The 14,025-nt window shown below is 61.9% G+C and carries 14 protein-coding genes; 7 read left to right on the top strand and 7 right to left on the bottom strand.

Annotated features, from left to right (window positions below; genetic code table 11):
• Nucleotides 1–468: 468 nt before the first annotated feature.
• From rpsT to mutM, 3 genes are all read right to left on the bottom strand, one after another.
• Nucleotides 469–735, bottom strand: a complete 267-nt coding sequence (rpsT, locus tag ABCW43_RS24630; protein ID WP_038594489.1) for a 30S ribosomal protein S20 — start codon at nucleotides 733–735, stop codon at nucleotides 469–471.
• 191 nt (nucleotides 736–926) lie between these two features.
• On the bottom strand, nucleotides 927–1,700 hold the full coding sequence (locus tag ABCW43_RS24625; protein ID WP_345929341.1) for an enoyl-CoA hydratase: 774 nt from the start codon (nucleotides 1,698–1,700) through the stop codon (nucleotides 927–929).
• Nucleotides 1,701–1,738: 38 nt separating this feature from the next.
• Complete coding sequence (gene mutM / locus ABCW43_RS24620; protein WP_345929339.1) at nucleotides 1,739–2,617, bottom strand: bifunctional DNA-formamidopyrimidine glycosylase/DNA-(apurinic or apyrimidinic site) lyase; 879 nt, start codon at nucleotides 2,615–2,617, stop codon at nucleotides 1,739–1,741.
• Nucleotides 2,618–2,768: 151 nt separating this feature from the next.
• Here mutM and ubiE point away from each other — a divergent pair, with 151 nt between their 5' ends.
• From ubiE to ABCW43_RS24600, 4 genes are all read left to right on the top strand, one after another.
• Entirely contained in the window at nucleotides 2,769–3,545 is a 777-nt protein-coding gene (gene ubiE / locus ABCW43_RS24615; RefSeq protein WP_345929337.1) for a bifunctional demethylmenaquinone methyltransferase/2-methoxy-6-polyprenyl-1,4-benzoquinol methylase UbiE, read from the top strand.
• 4 nt (nucleotides 3,546–3,549) lie between these two features.
• Nucleotides 3,550–5,112, top strand: a complete 1,563-nt coding sequence (ubiB, locus tag ABCW43_RS24610) for a 2-polyprenylphenol 6-hydroxylase (protein WP_345929335.1) — start codon at nucleotides 3,550–3,552, stop codon at nucleotides 5,110–5,112.
• Nucleotides 5,113–5,272: 160 nt separating this feature from the next.
• Nucleotides 5,273–6,610 (top strand): hypothetical protein, encoded by a 1,338-nt coding sequence (locus ABCW43_RS24605; RefSeq protein WP_345929333.1) that lies wholly within the window; start codon nucleotides 5,273–5,275, stop codon nucleotides 6,608–6,610.
• The gene (locus tag ABCW43_RS24600) at nucleotides 6,597–7,373 is read left to right on the top strand and encodes a COG3904 family protein (protein WP_345929331.1); all 777 of its coding nucleotides are present in this window, start codon (nucleotides 6,597–6,599) and stop codon (nucleotides 7,371–7,373) included. The genes ABCW43_RS24605 and ABCW43_RS24600 overlap by 14 nt, the downstream gene beginning before the upstream one ends.
• A gap of 108 nt (nucleotides 7,374–7,481) precedes the next feature.
• Here ABCW43_RS24600 and ABCW43_RS24595 read toward each other — a convergent pair whose 3' ends face one another.
• Together ABCW43_RS24595 and ABCW43_RS24590 are read right to left on the bottom strand one after the other, a co-directional pair.
• Nucleotides 7,482–8,042, bottom strand: a complete 561-nt coding sequence (locus ABCW43_RS24595; RefSeq protein ID WP_345929329.1) for a glyoxalase superfamily protein — start codon at nucleotides 8,040–8,042, stop codon at nucleotides 7,482–7,484.
• 226 nt (nucleotides 8,043–8,268) lie between these two features.
• The gene (locus tag ABCW43_RS24590; RefSeq protein ID WP_345929327.1) at nucleotides 8,269–8,628 is read right to left on the bottom strand and encodes a hypothetical protein; all 360 of its coding nucleotides are present in this window, start codon (nucleotides 8,626–8,628) and stop codon (nucleotides 8,269–8,271) included.
• A 128-nt stretch (nucleotides 8,629–8,756) separates the two neighbouring features.
• Between ABCW43_RS24590 and coaBC the strand changes: the two genes are divergently transcribed.
• Nucleotides 8,757–9,962 (top strand): bifunctional phosphopantothenoylcysteine decarboxylase/phosphopantothenate--cysteine ligase CoaBC, encoded by a 1,206-nt coding sequence (gene coaBC, locus ABCW43_RS24585; RefSeq protein WP_345929325.1) that lies wholly within the window; start codon nucleotides 8,757–8,759, stop codon nucleotides 9,960–9,962.
• Nucleotides 9,963–9,965: 3 nt separating this feature from the next.
• Here the strand turns inward: coaBC and ABCW43_RS24580 are convergent, their stop codons facing one another.
• Nucleotides 9,966–10,760, bottom strand: coding sequence for a class II glutamine amidotransferase (locus ABCW43_RS24580; RefSeq protein WP_345929323.1), 795 nt, complete (start codon nucleotides 10,758–10,760; stop codon nucleotides 9,966–9,968).
• A 193-nt stretch (nucleotides 10,761–10,953) separates the two neighbouring features.
• Here ABCW43_RS24580 and otsB point away from each other — a divergent pair, with 193 nt between their 5' ends.
• Both otsB and otsA read left to right on the top strand, forming a co-directional pair.
• Entirely contained in the window at nucleotides 10,954–11,769 is an 816-nt protein-coding gene (otsB, locus tag ABCW43_RS24575) for a trehalose-phosphatase (RefSeq protein ID WP_345929321.1), read from the top strand.
• 17 nt (nucleotides 11,770–11,786) lie between these two features.
• Nucleotides 11,787–13,163 carry an alpha,alpha-trehalose-phosphate synthase (UDP-forming) gene (gene otsA / locus ABCW43_RS24570; protein WP_345929319.1) on the top strand — a complete coding sequence of 459 codons (1,377 nt, stop codon included), beginning with the start codon at nucleotides 11,787–11,789 and terminating at the stop codon, nucleotides 13,161–13,163.
• A 97-nt stretch (nucleotides 13,164–13,260) separates the two neighbouring features.
• On the opposite strand, the gene ABCW43_RS24565 is transcribed toward otsA, so the two are convergent.
• On the bottom strand, nucleotides 13,261–13,968 hold the full coding sequence (locus tag ABCW43_RS24565) for a glutathione S-transferase family protein (protein WP_345929317.1): 708 nt from the start codon (nucleotides 13,966–13,968) through the stop codon (nucleotides 13,261–13,263).
• Nucleotides 13,969–14,025: the final 57 nt, after the last annotated feature.

The following is a 14,025-nucleotide window of genomic DNA, read 5'->3' as shown; positions in this document are numbered from 1 at the left end:
AAGTCTGCCTGCCGTCCAACACGTGACGGTGCCCGGCAGCCCTCTGAAGTAATCCCCGCGCCCCTTGCTGAAGGCCATTTAGGCAGGATCAAATGCCAAGATCAATGATGAATTTTACGCAAAATTAAGAGGCGGGCGTTGACTCCGCGAGCGTGATTTGAATGTCACAGAGGCATTCATGGAGAATCGCTGTTGAATCAATGGGATTCAAAAATGACATACATTCTGAACGATCGTTCACAGAAAAAATAAAAATCTGCTTGACTCCATCTGAGGGCTTTTAGCCATCACCAAAGTCACCCACAGACTCATAGACCTCCCGTAACCCACTGATTAAAATAACTATTTTCTGTCACGCCGATGACACGAAATTGTTAATGAGCCGGATAAATATAAGGGGGCCTGAGAGAATCACAAAAAGCCCGGTCAAGAGGACCAGGCTTCATTATGATACAGTTTGTGAAATAATCAGGCCGAAAGGGCCTTCACACGTGCAGCAAGACGGGACACCTTGCGGGATGCCGTATTGCTGTGAAGCACGCCCTTGGTAGCGGCACGCTGGATCTCCGGCTGGGCAGCCTTGAGGGCTTCTGCAGCAACGGTCATGTCGCCGGAAGCGATGGCTTCCTCGACCTTACGGATGAAGCCGCGAACGCGCGAGCGGCGGGACTTGTTGACTGCGGTACGGCGAGCGATCTTGCGGGTCGCTTTTTTCGCCGAAGTTGTATTGGCCATTTCATGCCTCTCTACGAATTCGAACCAAACTCCGCCGTTGCCGCGCCGGTCCTTGCGACCATCAATCCAGCAATTCGGGAGCAATAGAGGAAGCCATGATCAGGCTTTCCCAACTGTGGGCGGGCATATAACCGGAATACCCGCCCCAGTCAACGCGCATTTTGGCGGATGACCATCCGCTTTTGCGCGATTTAGCGGTTGGAGAACTGCGGCTTGCGCTTTTCCACGAAGGCGGTCATGCCTTCCTTCTGGTCGGCGGTCGCAAACAGCGAATGGAAAAGCCGCCGTTCGAAGCGCAGGCCTTCGGCAAGCGTCGTCTCGAAGGAACGGCTGACAGCCTCCTTGGCCATCAGCACTGCGGCGCGCGGGAAAGAGGCGATCTTCGCTGCCGCCTCGACCGCCTCGTCGATCAGACGCTCCGGCGAAACGATCCGCGACACGAGCCCTGCCCGCTCGGCTTCCGCGACATCCATCATCCGCCCGGTCATCACCATGTCCATCGCCTTCGCCTTGCCGACCGCGCGGGTCAGCCGCTGCGAGCCGCCCATGCCGGGAATGACGCCGAGGGTGATCTCCGGCTGGCCGAACTTCGCGGTTTCCGAGGCGATGATGAAATCGCACATCATGGCGAGTTCGCAGCCGCCGCCGAGCGCGAAGCCGGAGACGGCGGCGATCATCGGCTTGCGGGTGGCGGCAATCGCCTCCCAGCCCGAGATGAAGTCGTTGACATAGGCTTCGACAAAATCGATGCCCTGCATTTCCTTGATATCGGCGCCGGCGGCAAAGGCTTTTTCGGAACCGGTCAGCACGATCGCACCGATCGCCTCGTCCTTGCCGAATGCGGCAAGCGCTTCAGTCAGCTCGGCCATCACGGTCGAGTTGAGCGCATTCAGCGCCTTCGGGCGATTGAGGGTGATGAGCGCGACGGCGCCCCGGGTTTCGGTCAGCAGGGTTTCGTAGCTCATCCGATGTCTCCTCTTCTGCCCTGGGCTTCTGGCAGCAGTTACTTCTGGCAGACGGGGCAAAAGAAGGTGGAGCGGCCCGCCTGGGTGATGCGCGCGACGGTACCGCTGCAGCCCGGCGTGCGGCAAGCTTCGTCTTCCCGGTCGTAGACGGAGAAGGAGTGCTGGAAATAACCGAGCGAGCCATCCGTCTGGATATGGTCCCGGAGCGACGAGCCGCCGGCGGCGATCGCATCGGCAATGACGTCACGGATCGACTGGTTGAGGAGGACCAGTTCCTTGTTCGGCCTTCCGGTCTTGGTCACGACACTGCCGGCCGCGCGCTTCGGAGAAAGATGCGCACGCCACAGCGCCTCGCAGACATAGATATTGCCGAGGCCTGCTATCACCGTCTGATCGAGTAGCGCGCCCTTGAGCGGCTGGCTCTTGCCCGCCAACCTGCCCGCCAGGTAATCGGCATCGAGCGCATTGCCGGTCGGCTCCGGTCCGAGCTCGGTGAAAGCCGGATAGAGGTCGAGTTCGCTGCGCTTCCACAACTGCATGAAGCCGAAACGGCGCGGGTCATTGTAGATGACGCGCAGCAGGCCTTGCCTCTGTCTCAGATGGAAGACGACATGATCGTGCTTCAGATCCTTCGAACGCGGATGGTGGAACTCGCCGAGCGCTTCGTTCTCGATCCGAAACGATCCCGACATGCCGAGATGGCTGATCACGGTGAGGTCGTCCTCCAGATCGATCAGCAGATATTTGGCGCGCCGGCCAAGCGAGACGATGCGGCGCTCGTTGACCGCCTGGGCGAAATTCTCCGGCAGCGGAAGGCGCAGGTCCGGACGGTTGAGTTCCAGCCTGGCGATCACCGCGCCTTCCATTGCCGGGGCGAGACCGCGCCGGACGGTTTCCACCTCTGGCAATTCGGGCATGATTGACTAACTTCCTGTTTCAACAACATCGCGCCTGGTCTATAGACCGGACCGGATGTCGCACCCACGTAATGAGACGTGCCACAGATAGCGTGGGATGAGCGATTTCGCTATGGTCGCCGACGAGAAGAGAGACGTTAGGAGTTCACCGATGACTGAAGCTCGTACCAGCGCCGACGGCGGGATGGAAACGTCCTATGGCTTCCGCAAGGTCGCGGACGGCGAGAAGCAGGGCCTCGTCAACGACGTCTTCCACAAGGTCGCCAAACGCTACGACGTGATGAACGACGTGATGTCGGCCGGCATGCACCGCGTCTGGAAGGACGCGCTGATCGCCTCGCTCAGTCCGAGAAAGGACGTCGGCTACAAAACCCTGGATGTGGCCGGCGGCACGGGCGATATCGCCTTCCGGATCGTCGAGGCTTCCGACCGCAAGGCGCATGTGACCGTGCTCGACATCAATGGCTCGATGCTGGCAGTCGGGGCCGAGCGGGCCGAGAAGAAACGTCTTTCCGAAAACCTCGCCTTCGTCGAGGCCAATGCAGAATCCCTGCCCTTCGAGGCCAATTCCTTCGATGCCTATACGATCGCTTTCGGCATCCGCAACGTGCCGCATATCGACGTGGCGCTGAAGGAGGCCTATCGCGTGCTGAAGCGCGGCGGACGGCTGCTGGTGCTGGAATTTTCCGAAGTCGAGATTCCGCTTCTCGAGCGCTTCTACGAGGAATGGTCGTTCAAGGCGATCCCCCGCTTCGGCAAGATGATCACCGGCGAAGCCGAGCCCTACCAATATCTGGTGGAATCGATCCGAAAATTCCCGAACCAGGAGAATTTCGCGGCGATGATCCGCAATGCGGGTTTTTCGCGCGTCACCTACACCAATTACACCGGCGGCATCGCGGCGCTGCATTCCGGCTGGAAGCTCTGAAAGCATGAGCACGATTGGCGCTTATTTCCGGCTTGTCCGCGTCGGCTGGGTTCTTGTGCGCGAGGGCGTGGTATCGGCGCTGCCGACCCAGGACATGCCGCCTTCCGTCGGCCTCATCAAGGCACTGGTCGAGCCCTTGGCGCGGTTTCGCTCCAAGACGCAGGCGCGCAGCGAGCGGCTGACCCGTGCCGTCGACCGACTGGGGCCTTCCTATGTCAAGATCGGCCAGTTCCTGGCGACCCGCCCAGATGTGGTCGGCGTCGATTGGGCCGTCGATCTTGCCATGCTGCAGGACCGGATGGCCTTCTTCCCGACCGAGATTGCGAAAGCGGCGGTCGAGGCGTCGCTCGGCCGAACGATCGGCGATCTCTACTCCTCCTTCGACGAGCCGATCGCGGCCGCCTCGATCGCCCAGGTCCATCCCGGCGTCGTCAATGACAGGAAAGTGGCCATCAAGGTGGTGCGCCCGGGCGTGCGCCAGCGCTTCGCCCATGACATCGAGAGCATGTACCTCCTGTCGCGCATGCAGGAGCGCTTCATGCGCTCCAGCCGCCGCTTAAGGCCCGTCGAGGTGACGCGGACGCTCGAACAGACCACCAAGGTGGAAATGGACCTGCGCCTGGAGGCCGCGGCGCTTTCCGAGATCGCCGAGAATACCAAGGAGGACCCCGGGTTCCGGGTGCCGCTGGTCGACTGGGAACGCACCGGCCGCGACGTGATCACCATGGAGTGGATCGACGGCGTCAAGATGTCGGATGTCGCAGGTCTTCGCGCCGCCGGGCATAACCTCGAAAAGCTCGCCGAGGTACTGATCCAGTCCTTCCTGCGCCACACGCTGCGGGACGGCTTCTTCCATGCGGACATGCATCCCGGCAATCTGTTCGTCGATTCCGCCGGCACGATCGTCGCGGTCGACATGGGCATCGTCGGCCGGCTCGGCAAGAAGGAGCGCCGCTTCCTCGCCGAAATCCTCTACGGTTTCATCACCCGCGACTATCTGCGCGTGGCGGAAGTGCATTTCGAGGCCGGTTACGTACCTTCCCATCACGACGTGGCGAGCTTTGCCCAGGCGATCCGGGCGATCGGCGAGCCGATCCATGGCCAGCCGGCTGAAACGATCTCCATGGCACGGCTTCTGGCGTTGCTTTTCGAGGTCACCGACCTGTTCGAGATGCAGACCCGCACCGAACTGATCCTGCTGCAGAAAACCATGGTCGTGGTCGAAGGCGTGTCGCGCATGCTCGATCCGCGCTTCAACATGTGGAAGGCGTCGGAGCCGGTCGTTGGTCAGTGGATCCGCGACAATCTCGGACCGAAACGGATCGTCTCGGATCTGCGCGACGGCGTCAAAGCCGCCGTCAAGCTCGCCGAGGCGTTGCCGGAGATCGCAGCCAAGACGGAAAAACTACACCAGGAACTTGTGCATATGAGCGAGCACGGCCTGCGCTTCGATCCCGAGACCGCGGACGCGATCGGCAAGTCGGAAGCACGCCACAACCGTTCGGGCCGTGTCGCACTCTGGATCATCGCGCTATCTCTGCTGTATCTCGCCTTTACTCTGAGCTGATCCCACACACCCGGTGTATGGCTTACTGATGGTGAAATTCCCCTGTACCACAGGGGCTTCCGCCCTATTGCCGCTCTATGGCGGCCTTTATTCCGCCGAGTTCTTCATTCTCTGTTAAGGAATACATTCCTTTGGGGACTTGGCTTTCCGGAGACAGTTCATGGCGCTAGGCGCGACTCAACGCTTGCATGACGGTGTCGCGGCCGTCGAGACGATGACCCGTTTCGCGCTCGCCGTGCTGGCACTGGCATCGGGCGTCTACACCTATCTCGGTGCGCGCAGCATTCTCGACGGGTCGCCGACGGCCGTGTTCTTCGCGGCGGTCATTTACTCCGCCTCGGTCTCGGTCGGTATCTATGCCTTCTGGTCCTATATGGCCCGGTTCTATCCGCATGTGACGACCCGTGCCGGGCGGTCAGCCATGCTCGGCGTCATGGCGATCGGCGCTGCGATGATCCTTGCCATGTCGAGCTGGCTGAACGCGGCGGCACTTGCCGGCTCTGCAGCCGTGGAGCAGCATCTTTCCGAAACGGTCGAGGACTACACCGCCGATCTCGACCGTGCCCACCAGAATGCACTCGCGGCGCAAAGCCTGCTGCCGGATATCCAGCGCGCATCCGAACGTTTCTCCCAGCTTGCAGGCGTCGAGCGGCAATCCGGCTCGCTCACCGGCACGACCGGTTCGGGCAGCGTGGTGCAACTTCTCAGCCAGATGTCGGCGCAGATGAAGTCGCTGCAGGCCAATATCAACGCCTCGCGAGAGCAGGTGGACGACCTCTTCACCCAGGGCCAGAAACGGCTCGAGACGATGCGTTCGCTGGTTTCCGCGCCGGGCACGATCGAGCCGCGTGCCGACCAGTTTTCCACCGAAGCCGTAGCGCTGACGGGTGTCATCACCTCGCTCGCCCAGACCTCGATCGCGCCGTCGATCCGCCGCGCGGCGGACGACCTGTCGCTTGGGTTCATAGCGCCGGTCCCGGATGGCGGTGCGGCCGATCTCGTCAACCGCCAGAACCAGGTCATGGACACCGTCCGCACCTCGGTTTCGGCGCAATCCAAGGCGCTCGCCAAGGCCGCCGACGAGATCCTTGCCCGTCCAGGGGTTCAGGAGCGTCGTTTCGTGCCGCTCTCGTCCGCCGAGGCCGTACTGCACTATGCGCAGGACTTCATTCCCGCCTGGGCCGGCGCCATTTCCATCGACCTTCTGCCCGGCGTGATGGTGTTCATTCTCGCCACTGTCCATGGCGCGATCCGCCGCCAGGAGGAAAACCTGCCCTTCGCCGAACGGATCACGGCGGCCGAGCTTCTCAGAGCGCTCGAAGTTCAACGTGCGGTTACTGCGAGCAGAGTGAACGTCGAACAGACGATCGCCAAGGCGGAAGCCGAGGACAAGACATCGGCGCCAAGGCCGGAACCAGCGTCTGAACTCGAGCCGAACAACATCACCGCGATCGATCTCAAGTCACGCAGCCGGGACCGTTCGCATGAGGATCGGTGAGGCGATCAGGAAGCTCGACGAAGGCGCGCTGATGCGCGGCGCCTTCTATGTGCTTCTCTCGGCCGCGGTGGTTTTCCTGGTCGTCGATATTCGCGACATGACGACGATGAACGCCGCCTTGCCCGGCTTCGATCCGATGCATGAGGGCCAGCCCGTGTTGCCGCCGGCCTTGACCGAAGGCGTACCTGCGGCGCCGCCGGTGCAGCCCGCCAGCCCGAAGGAAGTGCTGCGAAAGCCGATGACCTTCGAGCTAACGACGGGCGGCGTGCTGCTCGCCGAAGGTACGATCGATCCAGGCGCTGCCGCCCGCTTCTCCAAGGAGATCGAAACGCGCGGGGAATATGTAAAGACCGTGACGCTCAACTCCCCCGGCGGCTCGGTGGACGATGCTCTCGCCATGTCGAAGCTGATCCGCGACCGGAAGCTCGACGCGAAGGTGGCCTCGAAGGCGCTCTGCGCCTCTTCCTGCCCGATCGTATTTGCCGGCGGTGTCGGACGTTCGGCCGAGAAGGATGCCGTGATCGGCGTCCACCAGGTGTTCAACGGAAGCAAGGACCGGCCTTCGGCGGAACAGGCGATGTCCGCCGCGCAGGCGACAACCGCGCGGGTCGCCCGGCATCTAGACCAGATGGGCATCGGCGCGGGGCTCTGGATCCATGCACTCGAAACGCCGCCCGACCGGCTCTATTATCTGACGCCGAAGGAAATGACGGATTTCAAGCTGACAACCGAGCCGCTCGCGACGGCCAGGAAGAAGATCTAGCGTCCCGCCGGCCCGTGAACGCCGCGAGCAGAAAGACGCGTGCGTCGTCCACCGGCCGACCACCCAATTGCGCTCAATATGCCGGGTCTTGGCTGATCCGGCTTCCGATCAGGCCTGCGGCTTGATCTCCCGCTCGCAGAACGTGATGCGGTTGCTGAACGGGTCGATGACCGTCACTTCCAGACCCCAATCCGCCTGTTCGAGCCCTGGCCTCATATAGGGGTAGTTCCTGCCGATCAGCTCCTGCTGGAAGGCGCGCACGCCCGTCATCGGCACAAAGACCCGCGCACCGGGCGAGGCATCGCCCGCATGTTCGGAGAGGTGTATCAGCATGCCGCTTCGCGAGACTTGGCAATAGAGCGGGAAGTTTTCGCCGAAGCGGTATTCCCAGTCCACGGTGAAGCCCAGGAAATCGCGGTAGAATTCCATCGCCTTGTCGATCGAAAATATCCGGAAGATCGGAATGGCCGGCTGGATCGACACCGCATCCGGCTTCCTTTGCTGCGGCTCCGACGCGTCGATCTTTGCGGCAAGAATGTTCCAGTTGTCATAGCCGAACTGGGTCGCAACCAGTTCCAGGGCCTGGCTATGGGTCAGCTCTACCTTACGTTCGGCAAGCGCCTCGCGCAGGCTTTTCGCCATCAGTTTTGCATCGCGGAAATCGCGCATCTCATCATCCTTTCAACAGACGAACAAAGACCGGTCAGGTCCCCCCATCAATCAGCGCCCGCATTGCTGATCCGTTCGTCATCGCTGGCCGGATTGGCGAAGGATGAGAGGCGGTGGATGCGTTCACCTTGGCGCTCTGGGCGCCGCGGGCGGCTGGCCGCATCCGGCCGAAAACAGGAGTAACTCACTCCAGAATTTAGTGCAAGATGCTCGAACCGCCTTCCTGTCAGTGCGTGACAGGCTCCCGGAAAATGCGACCCTGCTTCGCCTTCGCGCTTGCCTCGAAGAGAGGGCGCGTCGCGCCGGCGACGATGTCGGTGGCCGCGGCGGTCGCGCTCTCGATCGCCTCGCCGGCCACGCCCGCGGCAAGCGCGCGTTTGCGGCCTTCCGTGTTGCTGGACCTGCGGATGTCGGCACGCTCATCGGTCAGCACCGCGGCCGCTGCACCGGCGCCGGCAACGAGCGCCCTCGCCAGCATCTGCCGGCCGGCGCGGCTCGCCAGCATATTGCGCAGCAGGGACGACTTGCGCACGGATTTCGGCACCTTGAATCCGGCGATCTTCTTCGGAACGATCTTCTTTTTCATGACGGTTCTCCCTTTGCCGCCGAACTCCCATCGGCTGCAACTGTTCCGCGGCCCCAGCGATGCGGAAGACAATTGCAACTTGGCGGCCAAAGGCTTAGCTTCCGGCCATTCTGGTATCGGGTACGGGCATGGAACTTTCTGGCAAGCGCATCCTTCTGATCATCTCCGGCGGCATCGCGGCCTATAAGAGCCTCGATCTCATCCGCCGGCTCCGCGAGAGAGGCGCCTCCGTCCGGCCAGTGATGACGAAGGCGGCACAGGAATTCATCACGCCGCTCGCGGTTGGCGCCCTCTCTGCCAGCCATGTCTATATCGATCTGTTTTCCCGCGAGGACGAACAGGATGTCGGACATATCAGGCTTGCCCGCGACAACGACCTCGTCATCGTAGCACCTGCCAGCGCCGACCTGATGGCCAAGATGGCGCATGGTCTCGCCGACGATCTCGCAAGCGCCGTGCTGCTTGCCACCGACCGGCCGGTCCTGATTGCGCCTGCCATGAACCCGAAAATGTGGGCCGCACCGGCGACCAGGCGCAATGTCGAGACGCTGAAGACCGACGGCATCCATTTCGTCGGCCCGATGGCGGGCGAGATGGCCGAAAGCAACGAAGCCGGCACCGGCCGCATGGCCGAGCCGCTGGAAATCGTCGCGGCGACGGTCAAACTGCTGGACGGCGCACCGAAACCGCTTGCCGGCAAAAAGGTGATCGTCACATCCGGCCCGACCCACGAGCCGATCGACCCGGTGCGTTACATCGCCAACCGCTCCTCCGGCCGCCAGGGCCATGCGATCGCGGCAGCACTCGCGAAGCTCGGCGCGGATGTGACGCTCGTCTCCGGACCGGTGACGATTGCCGATCCGGCAGGCGTGAAAACCGTGCATGTGGAACGGGCAGAGGAAATGCTGGAAGCAGTGGTTTCCCGTCTTCCGGCCGATATCGCCGTCATGGTGGCGGCGGTCGCCGACTGGCGCGTCGCCTCGTCGGCCGGCCAGAAGATCAAGAAGCAGCCGGGCGAGGCTCCGCCTCCCCTGTTGCTGACGGAAAACCCGGATATCCTCAAGACCGTGGGGCATCATGAGAAGCGGCCCAATGTCGTGGTCGGCTTTGCCGCGGAGACCCAGGATGTCGAAAAGAACGGACGCGCGAAACTGGAACGCAAGGGCGCCGACATGATCGTCGCCAACGACGTCTCACCCGAGACCGGCATCATGGGCGGCACCCGCAACCGGGTGAAGATCATCAGCGCCAATGGCGTCGACGAGTGGCCGGACCTCGGCAAGGACGAGGTCGCGGAACGTCTTGCGGCACTGATCGCCTCGAAGCTGGGATAGATTTCAGGCTGCCTCGGACAGCGCATTCGGCCGGAAGAGCGAGACCCGCATGCCATCGGCATCAAGGACGACGGCGCTGCCGTCCGGGATTTCCACCCAGGTGTCGGCCTCGTCGTTCAGTGGTTCGGACACGAGGCAATGACCCGTCTCGCCGCCCATTGGCGCCGCATAGAGCGTCGGCGGCTTATGGTCGGTGGCGTAACGCACGGCGTAGAGTTCCCGACCGTTGGAATAGGCGGCGGTGAAGCGCACCAATGCCTCTCCCGATTTTTCGATAGACAGGTCCTCGACCGTGGCAATCGCCTTTTCCATGGCCTGGAACGGATCGGTATCCAGGCCGAATTGCAACGCGAGCAGGAAGAGAAGCTCGGAATCGGTCGTGCCGGTGCGGGCATCGAACAGCGCATCCGAGAGCATGCCCTCCATATGCCGGCGGATGCGCTCGAAGCCGGAGATCTGGCCGTTATGCATGAACGACCAGTGGCCCTGGACGAAGGGATGGCAGTTGTCGCGCCGCGTCGCGCCATGGGTGGCCGCCCGCACATGAGCAAGGAAAAGCGGCGAACGGATCTGCCGCGCCAGGCTCTTCAGATTGCAATCGGACCAGGCGGGCAGGATGTCACGGTAACGGCCGGGTTCCGGCCGTTCGCCATACCAGGCAATGCCGAAACCATCACCATTCGTCGCGGTCTTGGCGCGGGTGGCGCAATGAGACTGCTCTATCAGGGAGTGGGCCGGCGAGGAGACGAGTTCTTCGAGATAAAGAGGTTCGCCGCGATAGGCTGCCCAACGACACATGGGTCTTTTTGCTCCGACATTGCCGACAGTGCGCGGCCAGAAATCCAGGAACTTCAGGGTCGCGACAAAGACTTAATGAAACATGAATTCGATGGCTTCATGCCAGGTTTTCGCCAAAGCAGGTATCACTTTTTGCGACAGTGCGTGATCTTTCGAGGTTGCCGCTGGAATTTGGCGGCCTAGATAGAAGCACATGTCGCGTAAAGAACAGTCGAGCCCAGCTACAGCAGAAGTGCTCCTTCCAGAGGATCCCATTCTCGCAAGGCTCATGCTCGAACCGGAGCGATGGGCGCTGTTTCTCGATATCGACGGCACGCTGATCGACCTCGCCGAAACCCCGGACGGGATCGTCGTACCGCCGGAACTGCCCGAAAATCTGCACCGTCTTTCCATGAGGCTCGGCGGCGCGCTGGCACTGGTCACAGGCAGGGCACTTCCCTATGCCGACCAGCTTTTCACGCCGTACAAATTTCCGATAGCAGGCCTGCACGGCTCGGAGCGCCGCGATCCCTCCGGGGCGATCAGCCGTGTCGAGATCGATGCCGCGTTCGAGGATCTGAAGGCGGCTCTTATCCGTGAAGCCGGCCAATGGCCGGGCGTTCTGGTGGAGGACAAGGGTGCGGCCGTCGCCGCCCATTATCGCCAGGCGCCGGAGCGACGCGAGGCGGTCGAGGCGGCCATGCCGCGCTACCTCGATATGGCAGGTCCGGACTTCACGCTCCAGCACGGCAAGATGGTGATGGAAATCCGGCCTGCCCAGGCGAGCAAGGGTCACGCCTTGCAGGCCTTTCTCGATCAACCGCCCTTCCAGGGCCGCAAGCCGATCGCGATCGGCGACGACGTGACCGACGAGGCGATGTTCCGCACCGCCAACGAACTTGGCGGCCATTCCATCCGGATCACTGAGACACCGGGTGACACGGAAGCCAAATCCACCCTCCCCTCGGCCGCTGCACTGCGCGCGGCAATCAAAGCGCTTGCGAGCGGCGTAAAGCCCAACGCTGCCTGAGTTGAAAGGACAATATCTTGAGCCGACTTGTCGTCGTTTCGAACCGTGTCTCCCTTCCGCAAAAAAGCGGCGATGCCCCAGCCGGCGGACTGGCCGTCGCGCTGCAGGCCGCTCTGGAGGAGCACGGCGGCATCTGGATGGGATGGTCCGGTAAATCCAGCGGCGCGAAGGAGCCGGCGCCGCTCGACATCCAGCAGCACGGCAACATCACCTATGCGCTCACCGATCTCACCAAGACGGATGTCGAGGAATATTACCACGGGTTTGCCAACCGTGTGCTGTGGCCGATCTGTCATTACAGGATGGATCTCGCGGAATATGGACGCAAGGAAATGGCTGGGTATTTCCGCGTCAACCGCTTCTTCGCCCACAAGCTCGCGCCGCTCATCCAGGAAGACGACATCATCTGGATACACGACTATCACCTGATCCCGCTTGCCGCGGAACTGCGCCAGATGGGCCTCAAGAACAAGATCGGGTTCTTTCTTCACATTCCCTGGCCGCCGGCGGACGTGCTCTTCACCATGCCGGTGCACGAGGAGATCATGAAGGGGCTTTCGTATTACGATCTGGTCGGGTTCCAGACAGACCACGATCTCGCCAATTTCGTCGGCGGGCTTATACGCGAAGGCATCGGTGACGCGCTGGAAGGGGGTAAGCTTAGTTCCTACGGGCGCACCTTCAAAGGTGGCTTCTACTCGATCAGTATCGAAACTGCCGCATTTGCCGAATACGCGAAGAAGGCGGCCAGCAATATCATGGTGCGCAAGGCCAAGCAGAGCGTCGAAGGCCGCGACCTGATCATCGGCGTCGATCGGCTGGACTACTCCAAGGGCATCACCCAGCGGATCGATGCGTTCGAGCACTTCGTCAAATCCAACCCCGCCCATCACAACCGCGTCACCTACCTGCAGATCACCCCGAAATCCCGATCCGAAGTGCCGGAATACGAGCAGATGCAGCGCATGGTGGCCGAACAGGCAGGCCGCGTGAACGGTGCCATCGGCACGGTCGACTGGGTGCCGATCCGCTATATCAACCGCTCGATCGGCAGGCCCGTTCTGGCAGGCCTATACCGGCTCGCCAGGATCGGGCTCGTCACACCGCTTCGCGACGGCATGAACCTGGTCGCCAAGGAATATGTCGCGGCACAGGATCCGGAAAACCCGGGCGTTCTGGTGCTGTCGCGTTTTGCGGGTGCGGCGCGCGAACTCCGCGGTGCGCTGCTGGTCAATCCTTATGATATCGAAGGCACGGCGAACGCGATTGCGCGCGGCATCAACATGCCGCTCGAAGAGCGCAAGGAGCGCTGGGGCCGCATGATGGAGCATCTCCTCGAACACGACGTCACCCGCTGGTGCGACGACTTCCTCAAGGATCTCACCGGGGCGTAGATTCCTTAGAACCTCCGAATATCACTTCCCGCAGGGATCAGGGTCGTGGCACCGACAAGGAGCGCCACGACTGGGCTGTGCACATGGATATCGGCAATCAGGCTGCCTGCTTCAGAGATCCAAGCGCTTCATCGAGGCTCACATGGCCGAGGAACTGGCCACTCGTCTGCGCCTCCTCCTGGTGCTCGATGGCCCAGGCGAACCGTACCGCCGGGTCCTGCTGCATGCGTTCGTAAAGCGCATTCAGCGCCGGATACTGCCGCCGGTCGACGACGTGGTGGAAATCGTTCCAGCGAGCGATACCGACGAAATAGGCGTCCGCAAAACTCTTCTCGTCGCCGAGCAGCCAGTCTCGGCCGCCAAGCAGCTTTTCGAGCTGGGCATGCGCCTTCTCCACCTTGGCGATACCGTAAGCGCGAAGAGCTTCCTTGGCCTGCGGCACCAGCTCATGCTCGACAGCGTACCAGAGCGGGCTGAAGGCGTTGAAGAACCCGGTATTCAAAAAAGCCAGCATCTGGTTCAGCCGGTCGAACTTCTCCGATTTCGGATCGAAGCCCCAGCCCTTCCCCACCGTGCGGGCGGCGATGTGGATGAGGATCGCCATGCTCTCGCTCATTACCCGGCCGTCCGGCAGCATCAGCGACGGTGTTTCGCCAATCGGATTTACCGGCTTGTAGGCCTCGCTCGAAACCACGGCCGGCATTTCGACGCGGCACAGCCGATAGGGTGCGCCGGTCCATTCAAGCGCCACGATCGAGCCGAAGGAACATCCTTCCGGCACGCCATAAAACAGGATCGGTGTCATTTCATCACTCCTTGGATTGAAATTCTGAGGCACCGGCAATATGATTTCGTGGACGCT

The organism is Neorhizobium tunisiense (genome assembly GCF_039631515.1).
In the GTDB taxonomy this organism is placed as follows: domain Bacteria; phylum Pseudomonadota; class Alphaproteobacteria; order Rhizobiales; family Rhizobiaceae; genus Neorhizobium.
This window is presented reverse-complemented; position numbering and strand designations above follow the sequence as displayed.

Coding starts and splice junctions, on each gene's coding strand:
- ABCW43_RS24565 (WP_345929317.1), bottom strand. CDS start 13,968: ATGACACCGATCCTGTTTTATGGCGTGCCGGAAGGATGTTCCTTCGGC.
- coaBC (WP_345929325.1), top strand. CDS start 8,757: ATGGAACTTTCTGGCAAGCGCATCCTTCTGATCATCTCCGGCGGCATC.
- ABCW43_RS24580 (WP_345929323.1), bottom strand. CDS start 10,760: ATGTGTCGTTGGGCAGCCTATCGCGGCGAACCTCTTTATCTCGAAGAA.
- ubiE (WP_345929337.1), top strand. CDS start 2,769: ATGACTGAAGCTCGTACCAGCGCCGACGGCGGGATGGAAACGTCCTAT.
- ABCW43_RS24625 (WP_345929341.1), bottom strand. CDS start 1,700: ATGAGCTACGAAACCCTGCTGACCGAAACCCGGGGCGCCGTCGCGCTC.
- rpsT (WP_038594489.1), bottom strand. CDS start 735: ATGGCCAATACAACTTCGGCGAAAAAAGCGACCCGCAAGATCGCTCGC.
- ABCW43_RS24605 (WP_345929333.1), top strand. CDS start 5,273: ATGGCGCTAGGCGCGACTCAACGCTTGCATGACGGTGTCGCGGCCGTC.
- ABCW43_RS24600 (WP_345929331.1), top strand. CDS start 6,597: ATGAGGATCGGTGAGGCGATCAGGAAGCTCGACGAAGGCGCGCTGATG.
- ABCW43_RS24595 (WP_345929329.1), bottom strand. CDS start 8,042: ATGCGCGATTTCCGCGATGCAAAACTGATGGCGAAAAGCCTGCGCGAG.
- otsB (WP_345929321.1), top strand. CDS start 10,954: ATGTCGCGTAAAGAACAGTCGAGCCCAGCTACAGCAGAAGTGCTCCTT.
- ubiB (WP_345929335.1), top strand. CDS start 3,550: ATGAGCACGATTGGCGCTTATTTCCGGCTTGTCCGCGTCGGCTGGGTT.
- ABCW43_RS24590 (WP_345929327.1), bottom strand. CDS start 8,628: ATGAAAAAGAAGATCGTTCCGAAGAAGATCGCCGGATTCAAGGTGCCG.
- mutM (WP_345929339.1), bottom strand. CDS start 2,617: ATGCCCGAATTGCCAGAGGTGGAAACCGTCCGGCGCGGTCTCGCCCCG.